The 17539-nt window shown below is 60.0% G+C and carries 19 protein-coding genes; 6 read left to right on the top strand and 13 right to left on the bottom strand.

The genetic code is table 11. From position 1 onward, the window contains the following. Positions 1-57 precede the first annotated feature (57 nt). Positions 58-1227: a DUF1624 domain-containing protein gene (locus L8H52_RS06790; RefSeq protein WP_242206241.1), complete on the top strand. Its 1170-nt coding sequence runs from the start codon at positions 58-60 to the stop codon at positions 1225-1227. Positions 1228-1476: 249 nt separating this feature from the next. Here L8H52_RS06790 and L8H52_RS06785 read toward each other — a convergent pair whose 3' ends face one another. Further along, entirely contained in the window at positions 1477-2868 is a 1392-nt protein-coding gene (locus L8H52_RS06785) for an aldehyde dehydrogenase family protein (RefSeq protein ID WP_242206238.1), read from the bottom strand. Positions 2869-2971: 103 nt separating this feature from the next. Between L8H52_RS06785 and L8H52_RS06780 the strand changes: the two genes are divergently transcribed. The 4 genes from L8H52_RS06780 to L8H52_RS06765 all read left to right on the top strand — a co-directional run bounded on the left by L8H52_RS06780 (position 2972) and on the right by L8H52_RS06765 (position 5501). Continuing rightward, positions 2972-3850 (top strand): LysR family transcriptional regulator, encoded by an 879-nt coding sequence (locus tag L8H52_RS06780; protein WP_026000443.1) that lies wholly within the window; start codon positions 2972-2974, stop codon positions 3848-3850. An 83-nt stretch (positions 3851-3933) separates the two neighbouring features. Further along, positions 3934-4614: a M24 family metallopeptidase gene (locus L8H52_RS06775; protein WP_242206236.1), complete on the top strand. Its 681-nt coding sequence runs from the start codon at positions 3934-3936 to the stop codon at positions 4612-4614. A gap of 9 nt (positions 4615-4623) precedes the next feature. Further along, positions 4624-4977: a gamma-glutamylcyclotransferase family protein gene (locus tag L8H52_RS06770; RefSeq protein ID WP_242206234.1), complete on the top strand. Its 354-nt coding sequence runs from the start codon at positions 4624-4626 to the stop codon at positions 4975-4977. Positions 4978-5072: 95 nt separating this feature from the next. Beyond that, complete coding sequence (locus tag L8H52_RS06765) at positions 5073-5501, top strand: TOBE domain-containing protein (protein ID WP_077573316.1); 429 nt, start codon at positions 5073-5075, stop codon at positions 5499-5501. A 58-nt stretch (positions 5502-5559) separates the two neighbouring features. Here the strand turns inward: L8H52_RS06765 and L8H52_RS06760 are convergent, their stop codons facing one another. Together L8H52_RS06760 and L8H52_RS06755 are read right to left on the bottom strand one after the other, a co-directional pair. Continuing rightward, positions 5560-6183 carry a glutathione S-transferase gene (locus L8H52_RS06760; protein WP_242206233.1) on the bottom strand — a complete coding sequence of 208 codons (624 nt, stop codon included), beginning with the start codon at positions 6181-6183 and terminating at the stop codon, positions 5560-5562. Positions 6184-6282: 99 nt separating this feature from the next. After that, entirely contained in the window at positions 6283-7698 is a 1416-nt protein-coding gene (locus tag L8H52_RS06755) for a cytosine permease (protein WP_242206230.1), read from the bottom strand. A 235-nt stretch (positions 7699-7933) separates the two neighbouring features. Between L8H52_RS06755 and L8H52_RS06750 the strand changes: the two genes are divergently transcribed. Next, a complete protein-coding gene (locus L8H52_RS06750; protein ID WP_150773892.1) occupies positions 7934-8845 on the top strand; it encodes a LysR family transcriptional regulator in 912 nt (303 codons plus the stop codon). A gap of 17 nt (positions 8846-8862) precedes the next feature. On the opposite strand, the gene argE is transcribed toward L8H52_RS06750, so the two are convergent. The 10 genes from argE to L8H52_RS06700 all read right to left on the bottom strand — a co-directional run bounded on the left by argE (position 8863) and on the right by L8H52_RS06700 (position 17429). Beyond that, positions 8863-10011 carry an acetylornithine deacetylase gene (argE, locus tag L8H52_RS06745; RefSeq protein ID WP_242206228.1) on the bottom strand — a complete coding sequence of 383 codons (1149 nt, stop codon included), beginning with the start codon at positions 10009-10011 and terminating at the stop codon, positions 8863-8865. Then, the gene (locus tag L8H52_RS06740) at positions 10008-10685 is read right to left on the bottom strand and encodes a DUF1028 domain-containing protein (protein ID WP_242206226.1); all 678 of its coding nucleotides are present in this window, start codon (positions 10683-10685) and stop codon (positions 10008-10010) included. Before L8H52_RS06740 ends, argE begins: the two co-directional genes overlap by 4 nt. A 119-nt stretch (positions 10686-10804) precedes the next feature. Then, entirely contained in the window at positions 10805-11221 is a 417-nt protein-coding gene (locus tag L8H52_RS06735) for a RidA family protein (RefSeq protein ID WP_127926852.1), read from the bottom strand. A gap of 59 nt (positions 11222-11280) precedes the next feature. Continuing rightward, positions 11281-12600, bottom strand: coding sequence for an NAD(P)/FAD-dependent oxidoreductase (locus L8H52_RS06730; RefSeq protein ID WP_242206224.1), 1320 nt, complete (start codon positions 12598-12600; stop codon positions 11281-11283). A 207-nt stretch (positions 12601-12807) separates the two neighbouring features. After that, the gene (locus L8H52_RS06725; RefSeq protein WP_242206222.1) at positions 12808-13074 is read right to left on the bottom strand and encodes a DUF4880 domain-containing protein; all 267 of its coding nucleotides are present in this window, start codon (positions 13072-13074) and stop codon (positions 12808-12810) included. Between the two features lie 58 nt (positions 13075-13132). Further along, the gene (locus tag L8H52_RS06720) at positions 13133-14503 is read right to left on the bottom strand and encodes an ATP-binding protein (protein WP_242206219.1); all 1371 of its coding nucleotides are present in this window, start codon (positions 14501-14503) and stop codon (positions 13133-13135) included. Then, positions 14479-15144, bottom strand: coding sequence for a response regulator transcription factor (locus L8H52_RS06715; RefSeq protein WP_242206217.1), 666 nt, complete (start codon positions 15142-15144; stop codon positions 14479-14481). The genes L8H52_RS06720 and L8H52_RS06715 overlap by 25 nt, the downstream gene beginning before the upstream one ends. Positions 15145-15239: 95 nt before the next feature. Beyond that, complete coding sequence (locus L8H52_RS06710; RefSeq protein ID WP_242206216.1) at positions 15240-15689, bottom strand: hypothetical protein; 450 nt, start codon at positions 15687-15689, stop codon at positions 15240-15242. 27 nt (positions 15690-15716) lie between these two features. Further along, complete coding sequence (locus L8H52_RS06705; RefSeq protein ID WP_242206214.1) at positions 15717-16481, bottom strand: hypothetical protein; 765 nt, start codon at positions 16479-16481, stop codon at positions 15717-15719. A gap of 129 nt (positions 16482-16610) precedes the next feature. Further along, a complete protein-coding gene (locus L8H52_RS06700) occupies positions 16611-17429 on the bottom strand; it encodes an alpha/beta hydrolase (protein ID WP_016987065.1) in 819 nt (272 codons plus the stop codon). Between the last annotated feature and the right edge of the window lie 110 nt (positions 17430-17539).

Raw genomic sequence — 17539 nt, 5'->3', positions numbered from 1 at the left:
AATTTCAGGGCGATCTTTGTAGGCGCCTGCGGTTATCCCTTCGATTGCGAAACGCTCATGACGATTGTGCTTCCTCGTTCTGCCCCTTTGACCACTGGCCGGCTGCTGTCCATTGATGCCCTCCGAGGCCTGGTCATTCTGTTCATGCTGCTGGATCACGTGCGTGAAACCTTTTTGCTGCACCGGCAGGTCAGCGACCCGATGGACATTGCCAGCACGGAACCGGCGCTGTTCTTCAGTCGCACCCTGGCGCATTTGTGCGCGCCGGTGTTTGTGTTGCTGACCGGATTGTCGGCGTGGTTGTTCGGCGAAAAGTACGCAGGCAAGGCCGACGTCAGTGCGTTTCTGTTCAAGCGTGGGCTGTTTCTGGTACTGCTGGAATTCACCCTGGTCAACTTCGCCTGGACCTTCCAGTTGCCACCGAGCGTGATTTATCTGCAAGTGATCTGGGCGATCGGCTTGAGCATGATCGCGTTGTCGTTGCTGGTCTGGCTGCCGCGCGGATTATTGCTGACATTGAGCCTGGTGATCATTGCCGGGCACAACCTGCTCGACGGCCTGCATTTCCCGGTGGAATCCGCGCTGCATGTGCCGTGGGCGATTCTGCACGATCGCGGCTGGATCGAGGTCAGCGACAGTTTGCGTTTGCGCACGTCCTATCCGTTGTTGCCGTGGATCGGCGTGATTGGCTTGGGTTATGCGCTCGGCCCGTGGTTTGCTCGCGGTGTTGAAGCCGGTGTGCGTCAACGGCGCTTGCTGATCGCGGGGAGCGCAGGGCTACTCGGCTTTGTCGCGCTGCGGCTGATCAATGGCTATGGCGAAAAACCATGGGCCGTGGGCGACACCCTGGTGCAAACCCTGATGGGTTTTTTCAACATCACCAAGTACCCGCCGTCGCTGCTGTTTATCGCGCTGACCATCAGCGCCGGGCTGTTGTTGCTGTTGGCATTCGAGCGTGTACAGGATCGTCGCTGGATTCGCGTTTTGACCGTGTTCGGTTCGGCGCCGATGTTTTTCTATCTGCTGCACCTGTACGCGTTGAAGGTGTTGTACCTGATCGGCGTGGCGCTGTTCGGGCTGAATCAGGGCAGCTATTTCGGATTCTCTTCGGTGGCGGCGATCTGGCTGGCGGCAGTCATTCTGGCGATCGGGCTGTTCCCGGCCGTGCGCTGGTTCTCGGCGTTGAAGGCCCGTCGCCGTGACATCGCCTGGCTGAAGTATTTGTAAGCAGCCGATTGTGGGAGCGAATCTTCTCGCGAAAGCGGTGGGTCAGTGGCAATTAAGCTGCCTGACTTACCGCCTTCGCGAGCAGGCTCGCTCCCACATTGGATGGGGTTGAATCAGTTGAATTGACGTGGCGCACCCCCATGTGGGAGCGAGCTTGCTCGCGAATACGGTGCGTCTGCAACCGATGTGTTGGCTGACACTACGCTTTCGCGAGCAGGCTCGCTGCCACAGGGTTTTACGGTGTCTGGATTATTTGCGATCCAGCCACACGGTCTGCGCATTGCAGAACTCACGCACGCCGAAGTGCGACAGTTCGCGGCCGAAACCGCTTTTCTTCACGCCACCAAAGGTCACACGCGGATCGCTGGCCGAGTAGCCGTTGATGAACACGCCGCCAGTCTCCAGTTCGCTGGTCAGTTGCTGGGCCAGTGCCACGTTGGCGGTGTAGATCGTCGCGGTCAGGCCGAAATCGCTGTCGTTGGCCAGGGCCACGGCATGCGCACAATCGCGGGCGGTGATGATCGAGGCCACCGGGCCGAACAGTTCCTGTTTGAACGAGGTCATGCGGTCGGTGACGTCGGCCAGCACGGTCGGCTCGTAGTAGTTGCCCGGGCCTTCGGACTTGCCGCCGCCGAGCAGCAGGGTGGCGCCTTCTTCCAGGGTGTCGCGCACTTGCTGATCGAGTTCGTCACGCAGGTCGAAACGCGCCATCGGGCCGATGTAGGTCTCTGCGGACAATGGATCGCCGACCTTCAATTTGCGCGTAGCCTCGACGAACTTGCGGGTGAATTCTTCAACCACGCCTTCTTCGATGATCAGCCGTTTGGCTGCCGCGCAGACCTGACCGGAGTTCTGGTAACGACCAACGACCGCCGCTTGCACAGCTTCGTCCAGATCGGCGTCGTTGAGCACGATAAACGGATCGGAACCGCCCAGTTCCAGCACGCATTTCTTCAATGCGGCACCGGCCTGAGCGCCGATGGCCATGCCGGCACGCACGCTGCCGGTCAGGGTCACGGCGGCAATGCGCGGGTCGGCGATGGCGGTGGACACACCTTCAGGTGTGACGTTGATCACTTCAAAAACGCCATCGGCGAAACCGGCGCGGGTGAAGGCGTCGCGCAACAGATAGGCGCTGCCCATCACGTTCGGCGCATGTTTGAGCACGTAAGTGTTGCCGGCGATCAGCGCCGGAACGGCACCGCGCAGCACTTGCCAGATCGGGAAGTTCCACGGCATCACCGCGAGAATCGGGCCGAGCGGACGGTACTCGATGCGCGCCTTGCCACCTTCAACCTGCGTCGGCTCAGCGTCGAGCATCGCCGGGCCGTGTTCGGCGTACCACTCGCAGAGCTTGGCGCATTTTTCGATTTCGCCGCGAGCCTGGGCGATTGGCTTGCCCATTTCCTGAGTGATCATGGTGGCCATGGCCTCGCTGGTTTCACGCAGCGCAGCGGCCAGCGCGGTCAGCAAGCGCGAGCGATCCTGCAGTGGCTTGCGCTTCCATTTGCCAAAACCGTAAGCGGCGCGGGTCAGCGCGGCGTCGAGGGCTTGCGCGGATTCAAACGCGTAATGACCGATCTGCTCGCCAGTGGCGGGGTTGATCGAGATGGCGTGGGTCTGGCTGGAAATCTGGCTCATGGCTTTGTCCTGCATGTTCGTCGGATGAGCCTAGAGTAGGGTGGTGTTTGTTTTCTGGAAACTGAATAATAAAGATCGTTTCTTTCACGATTGGAGAATAACTGTGGATCTGGTGCAGCTGGAAATCTTCAAAGCGGTTGCCGAGCACGGCAGCATCAGCGCCGCCGCCGCGCAGATCCATCGCGTGCCGTCGAACCTGACCACGCGGATCAAACAGCTTGAGCAGGATCTCGGCGTTGATCTGTTTATCCGCGAGAAAAGCCGTTTGCGCTTGTCCCCGGCCGGGTGGAGTTTTCTCGAGTACGCGCGGCGCATTCTCGACCTCGTGCAAGAGGCGCGCGCGACGGTGGCGGGTGAAGAACCGCAAGGCGCGTTTCCGTTGGGCTCGCTGGAAAGCACCGCGGCGGTGCGCATTCCCGAGTTGCTCGCGGCGTACAACCAATTGCATCCGAAAGTCGATCTCGACCTCTCGACGGGCCCCTCGGGGACAATGATCGATGGCGTGCTCTCCGGACGCTTGGCCGCTGCATTTGTCGACGGACCGGTGCTGCATCCGACGCTGGAAGGCGTGCCGGCGTTCGAAGAGGAAATGGTCATCATCGCGCCACTCAATCATGCCCCCGTAAAACGTGCAGCGGATGTGAATGGCGAAAATATCTACGCGTTCCGCTCCAACTGTTCCTACCGTCATCACTTCGAAAAGTGGTTCAGTACCGACGCGGCGGTGCCGGGCAAGATCTTTGAAATGGAGTCCTACCACGGCATGCTCGCCTGTGTCAGCGCCGGCGCCGGACTGGCGCTGATGCCGCGCAAAATGTTGCAGAGCATGCCGGGCAGCGCCACAGTCAGCGTTTGGCCTTTGGCGGCGGACTTTCGTTATCTGACCACCTGGCTGGTGTGGCGGCGGGGCACGGTGTCGCGCAGTCTGAGCATGTTTGTGCGCTTGCTCGAAGAGCGCGGAGTAGTGCGGGCAGAAGAGTAATTGACACGTTATGTCATGGCTGTATCTTTATCGGCGTTTCGCAATATAAAAAACTATACAGCGCAGCCATGAGGAACAAGGAAATGACCACAGCCCTGAGCGAAAAAGCAGTTCTGAGCGGCAAAGAAGCCGTCGGCGAACGGTTTGTGCTGGAAACCATGCGCCATGCCCAGCAATTGACCTGGAAGGCCGTCGACGCCATTGCTGCGGTGATCAAACCGGGCATGCTCGAGTCCGAAGCGGCGGCGCGCGGCAAGGAAATCCTCGCTGAACTGGGCATGGACCGGATCTGGCATCCGCTGCTTATCCGCTTTGGCGCTAACACGCTGAAGACTTTCAAACAGCGTTCTGACGGCGATCCGGTGTTGGGCGAAGAGGATATTTTCTTCATCGATATGGGCGTGGTCTGGCAGGGCCATGAAGGTGATGCGGGCGCGACTTACACCACCGGTTCTGATCCGGAAATGATCGCTTGCGCGGCAGCCTCGAAAGAACTGTTCGATCGGGTCGAAGCCTTCTGGCGTCAAGGTGTTTCCGGGGTGGAGCTTTATCGCTATGCCAGCGATCAGGCCGAGGCGATGGGCTGGGTGCTGAACCTGAATATCAAGGGCCATCGGGTCAGCGATTTTCCTCATGCGATTCACCGGGGCGGCGATCTGGGGGACTTCGATCAGGCGCCGCATGCTGGCGTGTGGATTCTGGAAATCCAGATCGCTCACCCGTCGCGGCCGTTTGGCGCGTTTTACGAAGACTTGCTCATCTAAGGACAGTTCATGACCACCTCGACACAACAAAACGTGCGGCTGTTTTCCTACGGCACTCTGCAGGATCGCGCCGTGCAACTGGCCAATTTCGGCCGTGAGTTGCAGGGGAGCGCAGACAGTCTGCCCGGCTACAGACAGGAAATGGTCGAGATCACCGATCCTGCCGTGTTGGCGACTAGCGGCAAAACCCATCACCCGATCGTGCAGGCCAGCGGCAACCCGGCGGACGAGATTGTCGGAACGGTTTTCCAGATCACCGTGCGGGAGTTGGCGGCGGCGGATCAATACGAAGTGGCGGACTACAAACGCGTCAGCGTGCTGCTAAAGTCTGGAGTCGATGCATGGGTTTACGTGCAGGCGTGACAACCGGGCGCAGCGCTGTAGTTGTTTTTATATAGCGTCAACTTTGATGATGCACGCCGTTTCCTAACTCTAAAGTCAAAAAAAGGACGTCCAGCATGAAAGTCAGTGCACGCAACGTATTCAAAGGCAAAGTCAGCAATGTTCAGGCCGGCGCGGTCAACGCCGAAGTGGTACTGACCCTGGCGGGCGGTGAGCAGTTGGTTGCCGTCGTGACCATGGAAAGCATCAAAAACCTCGGCATCGCTGTCGGCAAAGAAGCCGTCGCGCTGGTCAAGGCGCCATGGGTCATGCTGATGACCGAATCCAGCGACATTCGCCTGTCGGCGCGCAACTGCCTGGAAGGTAAAGTGCTGAGCGTGACCGATGGCGCGGTCAACGCCGAAGTGGTCATCGAGCTGGCCGGCGGTTCGAAGGTTTACTCGATCGTGACCCGCGATGCCGTTGCTGAACTGGGCCTGGCCAAGGGCGTCAGCGCCACGGCGGTGATCAAGGCTTCGCACATCATTCTGGGCGTTCCGGCCTGATTATTTCAGGCAAATTAAAACCGCTGATTCCGCGATTCGGGATCAGCGGTTTTTTGCGTTATGGCGTGCCGTTTCGCCCGTACAGGCGATAGCCGTCGCGTTGGCTCAGGCGGTCGTAGTAGGCGCTGACGGCAGGCAAGTGCGGATGTTCAAGCGGTGTTTCGAACCAGCGATTTACTGATAACCCGATCGGGATATCCGCCAGAGAAAACTCAGTGCCACTGACGTAAGCCCCCGTTGAATCCAGCTGTCGGTCGAGGATTTTCATGTTCTTCGACCATTGTATGATCCCGGCAGCCAATGCCGTGCTGTCCTGATGCTCCGGCGACTGACGCACCAGCGCCAGAAACGCATACGACCACGAGCGATTCAGCTCCGAAGCCTGCCAGTCAATCCACTGATCAACCCGCGCCCGCGCCATCGACTCAAGGGGATAAAGCCGCGAACCATCATAGCGCGACACCAGATACCGAATGATCGAATTGGATTCCCACAACGTGAAGTCTGCGTCCTGAATCACCGGCACCATGGCACAAGGATTGAGTGCGAGAAACTGCGCATCATTGGTCGATTTGAACCCCGAACCCCAATCTTCACGCGTGAAGGGAGTCTGCAATTCAGCGCACGTCCACAGGACTTTGCGCACGTTGATCGATGAGGCTTTACCGAGTATTCGCAGCATTGGAAATCCCTTACCCAACAGTCGTCAGACCGACACAAATACCACAGCGCAATAGATAAGGCCCGCACAGTGCGGGCCTTCATTTTCAGCGTATCAATCTCACAAACTGCTCGCCAGTTTCCCGCCCATCATCCGCCGACGATAAGACGTGTCGCGGTTAGCCAGCCAGAAATACAACGGTGAAGTCACCAGCAGCCCCACCAGCCACGACAGATCCGCACCGTTGATGTGTGCCGAGACCGGGCCGACGTACAGCGGCGTGTTCATGAACGGGATCTGCACGGCGATGCCGATCGCGTAGGCCAGCAGCGCTTGTGGGTTGTAACGGCCGTAGATACCGCCATCGACCTGGAAGATCGACTGGATGTCGTACTTGCCTTTGTGGATTGCGTAGAAGTCGATCAGGTTGATCGCTGTCCACGGCACCAACACCACCAGCAGTACCAGCACCATGTCGACGAAGTGGCCGATGAAGTCTTTCGAGGCGCCGACAGCGGCGAAGCAGCAGGTCAGCAAGACGATGATCGAGATCACCGCGCGGCTCTTGGCGGTGGGGATCCAGCGGTAGGCGAAGGTCTGCACCAGGGTGATCAGCGACAGCACCGCGCCGTACAGGTTGAGGGCGTTGTGGCTGATCACGCTGAGCAGGAACAGCACCAGCATCAGCGGGCCAATCGAGCCGGTGGCGAGTTTGACCGCGTCCATGGTGTCCATGCCCACCGGTGTTGCGAGCACGGCAACGGCACCGAAGATGAACGCCAGGCTCGAACCCAGCGCCGAACCCAGATAGGTGGTCCAGAACGTCGACGAAACTTTGACGTCGGCCGGCAGGTAACGCGAATAATCAGACACGTAGGGCGCAAACGCGATCTGCCACAACGCCGCCAGCGACACCGTGGCCAGCCAGCCTGACAGGTTGAAGCTGCCGCGAGTGAGGAAGTCATCGGTTTGAATGTGGGTGAAGATGTAGCCGAAGCCGACCACGATTCCGATCCCCAACACCCAGGTGCCGATGCGGTTGAGCACGTGGATGAAGCGGTAGCCGATGATGCCAATGATTCCCGAACCGACTGCGCCAATGACGATACCGACCGGCACGGGAACGCTGTCGACCACACCGTGCAGCGACTTGCCGGCGAGGACGATGTTGGAAGCGAAGAAACCGATGTACATGACGCCGGCGATCAACACTACCAACAGCGCGCCGAGGGAGCCGAATTGCGCACGGCTCTGGATCATCTGCGGGATGCCCATCTGCGGGCCTTGTGCCGAGTGCAGCGCCATCAGCACGCCGCCGACCAGATGGCCGACGAGAATCGCGACGATGCCCCAGAGCAGATTCAAGTGAAACAACTGCACGCCCAGCGCACCGGTGACGATGGGCAACGGTGCGATGTTGCCGCCGAACCAGAGCGTGAACAGATCCCTGACCTTTCCGTGGCGATCTTCGGGGGGCACGTATCCTATCGTGTGTTTTTCAATCAGCGGAGCGGAGGATGCTGCAGGGGTAGCCATGACGAACTCCAAGGCAAGGATGAGTACGTGGACGTACTTCGGCAAGCGCCGGCACGGGCGGCGCATTTCTTGTTGAAGTGATCATGTGCAAAGCGTCGGGATAGATAAATTAGTAAGTTTGTTGCTTCAGACCTTAAAAAAAATATGCTTCGGCTGGTGCGCGTGTCCGGTATGTTCAAACCTGATCGTGCGCCAGGGAAACAGGGCGAACACTCGCGCTCTTTTGGAGACTCATATGGCCGCCTACAACCTGCGCCAGCTCAAATATTTCGTCACCACCGCCGACTGCGGCAGCGTTGCCGAGGCCTCGCGCAAGCTCTACATCGCGCAGCCCTCGGTCTCCACCGCGATCAAACATCTGGAAGAAAGCTTCGGTGTGCAGCTGTTCATCCGCCACCACGCCCAAGGGGTTTCCCTGACGCCCAGTGGCTCGCGCTTTTATCGCAAGGCGCTGGAGCTGCTGCGGGTCGCCCATGAGTTCGAGCAGAACGCTTTGGCCGACAACGACGTGGTGGCGGGGCAGATCGATATCGGTTGTTTTGAAACCGTCGCGCCGCTGTACCTGCCGCGTCTGATCGCCGGGTTCAAGGCGCGTTGGCCGGGGGTGGAAATCCGTATTCGTGATGGCGAACAGCAGGAACTGGTGCAGGCGCTGACCGCCGGCAGCATCGACGTGGCAATGATGTTCGAGCACGATCTGGACAGCACCATCGAAACCGCACCGCTGATGCCGCCGCAACAGCCTTATGCGTTGCTGCCGGCCAGCCACCGCTTCGCGCAACAGGCGAAAGTCTCGCTGCATGATCTGGTGCTGGAACCGATGATCCTGCTCGACGTGGTGCCGAGCCGCACCTATTTCGTGAGCATCTTCGAGGAACGCGGACTGACGCCGAATATCGTCTTCAGTTCACCGTCGATTGAAATGGTGCGCGGCATGGTCGGCAACGGTTTCGGCTTTTCGATTCTGGTGACCAAACCGTTCAGCGACTACACCTACGACGGTCAGCAAGTTGTCTGCGTGCCGCTGGCGGAAAACGTCACCGGATCGGGATTGTCGGCGGCCTGGCTGCGGCGGGTGCAACTGACCAAACCGGTGCAGTTGTTTGTCGATCATTGCCGTGAAGAACTGGCCCGACTGCACCCGTGAGGGCGGTCGGGCCGGGTTCAAGCTCTGATAAACGCAAGCACGCGCTGGAGCATCTGATCGCAAGCCTGCAACTGATCGAGGCTGACAAACTCATCGGGTTTGTGGCCCTGATCCATGCTCCCGGGACCGCAGACCACCGTGGGAATCCCCACCGCATCAAACAGTCCACCTTCGGTACCAAACGCTACAGTGCCGAAATCCTTTGAGCCGCAGAAGGCTGAAATCAATTCTGCCGCCTGACTGTGCACATCAGTGGCCAGCCCCGGATACGCCGACAAGGCGCTGAAGCGGATATCACTGTGCGCACTGACCGCACGCATGCGCGGCAGCACTTCGCGCTCGGCATAGTCTTTCAATGCTTCAGCAACCAGTGCCGGATCCTGTGAGGGCAGGGCGCGGATTTCGAAATCGAAACGGCAATCGGCCGGGACGATGTTCAAGGCTTTGCCGCCGCTGATCACACCGGTCTGCACCGTGCTGTAGGGCGGATCGAAGCGCGCATCGTGATGCTCCGGCGCTTTCAGTTGTTGGCCGAGGCGCCCCAGTTCGCCGATCAGTTCGGCGGCGTATTCGATGGCATTGACCCCGAGCGGCGCGTAGGCCGAGTGGCACGGATGGCCCTGCACATCACAACGCATCGCCAGTTTGCCCTTGTGGCCGAGCACTGGTTTGAGTTCGGTCGGTTCGCCAATGATGCACAGCAACGGTTTGATCGGGCGTTGCTGCAAGACCTTGAGCAGCGAGCGCACGCCGAGGCAGCCGACTTCTTCGTCATACGACAGCGCGATGTGCACCGGCAGGCGTAACGGTGCCTGCACCAGCGCCGGCACCAAGGCCAGCACGCAGGCGATATAACCCTTCATGTCCGCCGTACCGCGCCCGAACAGTTTGCCGTCGCGTTCCGTCAGTTCGAACGGCGGCAGCGTCCACGGCTGGCCATCGACCGGCACTACATCGGTGTGCCCGGACAGCACAATGCCCGGTTGATCCACCGGGCCGATCGTGGCGAACAGGTTGGCTTTGCTGCGCTCATCGTTGTAGATCAGCGCGCACGACACGTCGAAACCTTCGAGGTAATCGCGGACGAATTCGATCAGCTGCAAGTTGGATTCACGGCTGGTGGTGTCGAAACCCACCAGCGCCTTGAGCAACTCGACGCTGTTCATCGGTCATCACCGGCCACGCCATAACCCGGTGCCTTGGCCGGATCGAGGGCGCGGTCGATGTAGTCCTGAAGCTGCGGCTCGTAGGCACCCCAGAGCTTTTGCAACTGACCGATCGGGTCTTCATCGGCCCAATCCACGCGCAGGTTGACGATTGGCCAGGTCTGCTCACCGACCACCACGACAGCGGCCGAATGCACCGGACCGGCTTCACCGCCGAGGGCTTGTGCGGCGTGCAGGGCTTTAAGCAAACGATCGGCGAGTTGACCTTCACCGTCTTCAAAGGCACTGACCATGGCTTCGATCACCGAACGCCCGGCGAGCATGTTGCCGGCGGCAACGCATTGTTCGCCGGTGACGGCATTGTGCACGCCGAGGGTCTGCGCACCGCTGAAATGCGCGGTCTGGCCGAGGTGGTTGATCGCGGTGATCTGCCGGTACTGGCTGTAGCCGTTGCGCGTGAGCACTTTGTCCAGTGCATCGTCCGGCGCCAGACCCTGCTCCATCAGCGCAAGAACTTCCGGGCCGAGGGAGGGCAGGGTGATGTTCTGGCTCGACACTGCGCCAACGCCCGGCAGCAGCCACGGACAGCGGGCGCCGACGGCGATGCTGGAGGAACTGATGGCGACACCGAACTGGCCGGTTTCGGCGCAGCGGGCTGCGATTGAAAAGGTCATCTATTGAACTCCTTGTGTGTCTGGGCGGGTCTCTTCGCGAGCAGGCTCGCTCCCACATTGAAATACATTCCCCTGTGGGAGTGAGCCTGCTCGCGAAGGCCGCGACTCGGTTTCCTGACTTACTCAGGAATCACCGCAATCACATCAATTTCCATCAGCCACTGCGGCTGCCCCAGCGCCGACACCACCAGGCCGGTGGAAATCGGGAACACACCCTTGAGCCACTTGCCGACTTCGCCATACACCGCCTCGCGATAACGCGGATCGATCAGGTAGGTGGTGGTCTTGACGATGTGGCTCATGTCGCTGCCGGCTTCTTCGAGCAGTTGCTTGACGTTGCGCATCGCTTGTTCAGCCTGCGCGCGCGGATCGCCAAGACCGATCAGATTGCCGTCGAAATCCGTACCGACCTGACCCCGGACATACACGGTGTTGCCTGCACGCACGGCCTGGCACAAGTCGTTGTCCAGTGTCTGGTTCGGGTAAGTGTCTTTGGTGTTGAACATGCGGATGCGCGTGTGGGTTGGCTTGCTCATGTGCAGCTCCTGAAGAAGGTGAGCCCCGGCGCAATCGGCGCCGGAGCGAAAGAGGGATATCAAGCGTCGACGGTATCGGCGGCTTTGCTGTGGGTACCCGAGTGCAATGCGGCTTCACGCTGCTCGGCATCGCGATAGTCCAGATACTTGCGCTGGGTGGCGATGTGATCGGCGACGTGCTTGGCGTCGTGCCATACGCCCCAGATAAACGACGAACCCCGGCGCGACTGCCACGGCAAACCGAGGAAATACACCCCCGGCTCACTCGACACGCCGCGCTGATGCACAGGCTTGCCTTTGTCATCGAACGCCGCGACTTGCAGCCACGAGTAATCCACGGCAAACCCGGTGGCCCAGATGATCGAAGTGACGCCAGCCTCGGCCAGATCCAGATCGGCCAATGGATTTTTCACGCACTCAGGGTCGGGATAGGTTTCGCGTGCTTCCGGTTCTTCCGGCAGATCCAGCCCGTTGCGCTCGATGTAGGCATCGGCGGCATCCAGCAGCGCCAGATAGTTTTCATCGCCGCGATTGAGGTTGCCGAGCAGATCCTGCTTGAAGGTCACCACGCCGTTATTGAACGACTCGGTGACGCCGACCAGGGTCATGCCGCGATGGGCCAGACCACGGAAATCGATGGTGCGCCCGCCATGGGCGCCGCTGACTGCGATGGTCACGTGCTCGCGCCCCGGCTTCATCGCCGCTTGGTCCCACTCGCCGAGCACGCCCAGCCACCAGCAGAAATCACGGTTGCGGTAAGCACGCGGAGGACGGTCGTGAGCGCCGACCGACAGGTAAACCTGTTTGCCCGAGCGCTGCAGTTCATCGGCGATCTGCACGCCTGACGAACCGGCGCCAACCACCAGCACCGCGCCCTGCGGCAGTTGCTGTGGATTGCGATAGTCAGCGGAGTGGATCTGCAACAGACGTCTGTCTTGCGGGGCAATCGCCGGGATCACCGGTTTCTGGAACGGGCCAGTCGCGGCGACGACGCGGCTGGCTTCGATCACACCTTCGGACGTCTCGACAGTGAAGCCCGGGCGACCGACATTGCGCACCACGCTTTTGACTTCAACGCCGGTACGGATCGGTGCATTGAATTTCTTTGCGTAAGCTTCGAAGTAGTCAGCTACACGTTCTTTCGGGGCGAAACCGTCGGGATCGACATCATCGAATTCCAGACCCGGGAAGCGGTCGTGCCATGCCGGGCCGTTGGCAACCAGCGAGTCCCAGCGCCCGGTGCGCCAGCGTTCGGCAATGCGACTGCGCTCCAGCACCAGATGCGGCACGCCGAGTTTGCTCAGGTGCTCGCTCATCGCCACGCCCGCTTGGCCGGCACCCACGATCAGTGTGTCTGTTTTTATTATTTCAGGGGTCATCTCTACATCCTTCCTAGCAAGGCAGTGGGATTCGGGCCGCTGTTGGCTTGTCCGTTTTGCTTGAGGTCAGACTAGGGAGAGGGGGGATATCGGTAAAATATTATTAAGCTGGGATGTGAAGATAAAATTCTGATGCAGAGGGGCGAAAGCCTTTGAATCCGGTGGGTTGAGCGCTATGAAGGGGAGTAGAGGGGGCAAAACCTGCCCCTACATTTCGCGACTGCCTTTGTGCATCGATGCATCACCGGTCAGGAGCTTTTTCGCCGTCCCGGGTTCTTCCGGCAATTGTCCGCCAAGATCCCAGATTTCAAGCATCTTTGCGTACTCGAAAGCGTGGCGCGGATCGAGCTGAATCCAGTCCTGAAATTGCTGGCGATCATCAGACGGGCAATGATCGTCGTGCAAGCGCATGCACCAATCGGCGGCTTGGGTAAGGATGTCTTCGTCCATTTCGTCAGGGGTGGAAGAGGTCATGAGCGGGTTCCTGATTAGTCGAATAACGCACCCTACGAAGCGAATTGGGAAAAAAATGTCAAAACGACGTGATGGTTTTCGAGGCGCATTTGAAGTGGACCGTCACGCACAGCCCGCGCTGGTTGCTTTCATCGGTAAAACTCAAACGAATTTCAGCGCCAGTGCGCTCGGCTATCGCCCTGACGATGGACAGACCCAGCCCGGAGCCGGATTGTTCGGTGCCCAGACTGCGATAAAACGGATCGAACACACGCTGTTGTTCTTCGGCGCTGATACCTGGTCCGGAGTCCTTGATCTGCACGACCGCAGCGTCTGCGGTGCACGTCACCGACAAATCGATCTGGCCGCCCTCAGGGGTATAGCGGATTGCATTGTCGAGCAGATTGCGGATCAGCATCGTCAGGTCCATTTCATTGATCAAGACCTGCACGTCTTCAATACTTTCTACGCCGATGTCGATGTTTTTGCGCTCGGCCAACGGCATTGAGTCTTCAAGCACTCGGCGAAACACTGCATGCACCGACATGTGCGTCTGTGGCCGCTCCACGCTCGACTGCGCTGCCGCCAATGCGAGCAATTGATCGATCAGTTGGCGGCTGCGTTCAATGCCCTGAGTCAGTGGCAGCAAGCGCTGGCGAGCCGCCGTCGGCATGTCGCTGGTCGCCAGACGCTCGGCCTGCAACGACAACGCGGTCATCGGAGAACGCAGTTCGTGCGCGGCGTCAGCGACGAAGCGGCGTTGGCTTTCCATCGACGTCGCGACGCGTCCCAGCAAGCGATTGATGGCTACCACGAAAGGGCGGATTTCGCTGGGCAGATGTTGTTCGTCAATCGGGTGCAGCGCTTGCTGGTCACGCTGGTCGATCTCATCGGAAAGGACCGCGATGGGGCGGAACAGCTTGCGCACCAGATCGCCCACGACCAATAGCAATACGGCAAACAGAATCAAAAACGGCAACAGACTACGCCACGCGCTTTCCCGCGCCTCGCGGTTACGAATGCCGGTTTCCTGAGCAACGACAATGCGCTCGCCACGGGCGGTGGTTCTGACCATCGCGCGGAAATCTTCACCGGCAATGTTCACGGTCGACAAGCCATCGGCAAGGGTGGCGGGAAAGGGCAGTGGAATGACGTTGTCGTCGTTGCCGTGCGCCAGGCGACCGTCGGCAAGGTACTGGATGATGACGCGTGATTCCTCATCGTCACCCGCCAACGGCTCGGCAGCGGGATAGCGCAGGGTCATCTGCTGGCGGTCAAACAGCATGGCCACCTGCTGCAGGTGCGCGTCCTGCATTTCGTGGGCTTCGTCGAGCGCGGAGAAAAACGCAAAGACCCCGGCCAGTACCGCAACAATCAGGATGGCAACGGACAGCGTCACCGACAATCGCAGCTGCACCGAATCGTTCAGGCGCTTTTTGAAACCATCCATCCCATTCCCCTGACGTTCTTGATCACGTGGTTACCGAGTTTTCGCCGCAGCGCATGGATCAGAAACTCCACCGCGTTGCTTTCCACTTCATTGCCCCAGCCATAGATGCGATCCTCCAGTTCGCTGCGCGACAGAATCGCCCCCGGTCGGATCAGCAAGGCTTGCAGCAGGGCAAATTCACGGGCGGAAAGTTGCACCTCGTCCGCCTCGGCGGTGCGCGCTTGTTTGGATAGCAGGTCCAGCGACACCACGCCGTTGTCCAGCACCGACTGCGCGCTGCCGCCCTTGCGCCGTAACACCGCACGCATGCGCGCGAGCAGTTCGGCCATGGCAAAAGGTTTGAGCAGGAAGTCGTCGGCGCCGCCATCCAGTCCGCGCAGGCGGTCATCAAGACCATCGCGGGCGGTAATGATCAACAGCGGCACAGGATTGTTGCGCGCGCGAATGCTGTCGAGCACATCGAGGCCGTCCTTGCCGGGCAGACCGAGGTCGAGCAGCACCATGTCGTAGGCTTGTGTATCCAGCGCCGCGAGGGCGGTGAGGCCGTTTTTCACCCAGTCGGTGGCGTAGCTCGCATCGTCCAGTGCGCTCTGTATCGCATCACCAATCATCGGGTCGTCTTCGACCAGCAATATCCGCATGTCTTGCTCCGCAAAAAAGGCGCCACGGTCGAGACCGTCGCGCCTGTATTGAAGCACCTGAGCCAGCGTTTGTCCGCCACCGGCTCAGCGCACGGTCATGATTGACCTTTCATCGAATCGAATGCCTTGACCACGTCGTCGATCGCCGCTTTGCAGTCGCTCTGCTTCGGCGAGCTGGCCCGCAGGGCGTCGAGGGCGCGGTCGATGGCTTTGTCGAGCATGTGCCAGTCGCTTGCTGCACGTGGCTTGATCCCGGCTTCGGCGGAGTCCCAGGCCGATTCCAGATCCTTGATGCGCGCCTTGGCGCCGGGCAAGTCGTTTTTATCGACGAGGGCGGCGACGTCGGCGGCGATGCTGCGGAACTCGCTCAGGTCGCCGAGCTTCGAGCCTGATTGCGTCGGCGCGCTCATTGACGTCGTGGCGGCACTGCCCGCCGGTTTGTCCGCCGGTTTGTCCGCCGGTTTCGAGCAGCCTGCGGCGATGCCCAGCAGAAAGATCGAGGTGACGATGGCAACGTGACGAATGGCATTTTGAAAGGGACGCATGATGATTCCTCGAATAGACATTGAAGGTTACTGAGTAAGGGTTTTGCGGTTGCCGACGCTGATCTGCGCTACAGCCACGAGCAGAACGATGACGGTCAGAAAAATCGCACTGGTCCAGGCCGCGCCCATACCGAGGCCGCCATAGGTTTTCGCCTGGGTCAGCAGATCGCCCAGAGAAGCGCCGAACGGGCGGGTCAGGATGTAGGCGACCCAGAAGGTCAACACCACATTGGCGCCCATACGCCAGGCGATCAGGGTGGCGGCAATCAGTGCGCCGAAAATCACTGCGCCAAGGGTGAAGCCCAGGCCCAGTGCTTCGGTGGCAAGATCACCGGCGGCGGTGCCGAGGGCGAACGTACACAGCACCGTGGTCCAGTAGAAAAGCTCCCGGCGCGGGGTGTTGATTTCACGGATCGACAGACTGTGTTCGACCCGATACCAGAGCACAAAATTGATCGCCAGCAGCACTGAAAACACCGCGGTGCTGACGTACAGACTGATATCGAGCATGTCGGTCATGATGTCGGTGATCTGCGTGCCGACGATGCTCACCAGCACCACGGTCAGCCAATAGATCCACGGCGTGTAGGTGACTTTGCGCATTTGCAGGAACAGCGCGCCGCCCAGCAGCAACGCCATGCCGAGGCTGGTCGGGCCGGCGCCGAAACCGACGTCCACGGCGAGAAAGTCCGCACCGGTTTCACCGACGGTCGTCGACAGAATCTTGATCACCCAGAAGGCCAGGGTGACCTCGGGTACTTTGTTGAGCCATCCGGCTTTCGCGGAATTCATGGGCGGGGGCCTCTCCTGAGCAGCGCTGAAGGTGCGCAGGAGAGACAGTAGCGAGGCAAACTTAGCTGAGACTGAGGGGAGCACAAAGTCCGTCAAACGGATGTTGACGGACTTTGCTGCGCTGAGTTTTCAGCGCTTGAGGAACGCCAGCAAGTCCTCGTTCAATGCCTGCGCATGCGTCACCGCAAAGCCGTGCGGCGCCCCGGCGTAAACCTTCAGCTCGGCACCTTTGATTTGTGCCGCAGCCTGTTTGCCAGTGGTTTCGAGCGGCACGATCTGGTCGCCGTCGCCATGAATGACCAGCGTCGGTACATCGATCTTGGCCATGTCCGGGCGGAAGTCGGTTTCCGAGAACGCCGTGACGCAATCCACGGTGCCTTTGAGCGAGGCCATCAGAGCGATATTCAACGTTTGCGTGAGCACGCCGTCGGAGACTTTCTGACCTTGATTGGTGCCATAGAACGGCGCGGCGAAATCGGCGATGAACTGCGCGCGATCCTGCAGCAGGCCGGCCTTGATCCCGTCGAATACCGAGCTGTCGACGCCCTGCGGGAAATCGGCTTTCTTGCCGAACAGCGGCGTCACCGCACCTAGTAGCACCAGACCGGCAACCCGCTCGCTGCCATGCCGGGCGATGTAGCGGCTGACATCGCCGCCGCCCATCGAGAAGCCCACCAGCGTCACGTCGCGCAGGTCCAGATGATTGATCAGTTGCGCGATGTCATCGGCGAAGGTGTCGTAGTCGTAACCGGTCCACGGCTGATCAGAGCGGCCGAAACCACGGCGATCGAACGCAATGGTGCGATAGCCACGGCTGCTCAGGTATTCCATCTGGTATTCCCACATGTCGGCATCCAGCGGCCAGCCATGGCTGAACAGCACGGGTTTACCGCTGCCCCAGTCCTTGTAATAGATCTCGGTGCCGTCTTGCGTGGTGAAGGTGCTCATGGAAACTCCTTGCTTCAGGGTTCGCGGTAGTGCCGGAATGGCGGCATTCACTATCAGTGCAAAGCGTTCCGGCTACTTGTATGCAGGTGCTGGTTTTGCGCAGTTCAGCC

Source organism: Pseudomonas sp. CROZ-RG-20F-R04-15, from assembly GCF_022662375.1.
In the GTDB taxonomy this organism is placed as follows: domain Bacteria; phylum Pseudomonadota; class Gammaproteobacteria; order Pseudomonadales; family Pseudomonadaceae; genus Aquipseudomonas.
Note: the sequence above shows the minus strand (reverse complement) of the source record. Positions and strands in the feature narration are given on the sequence as shown.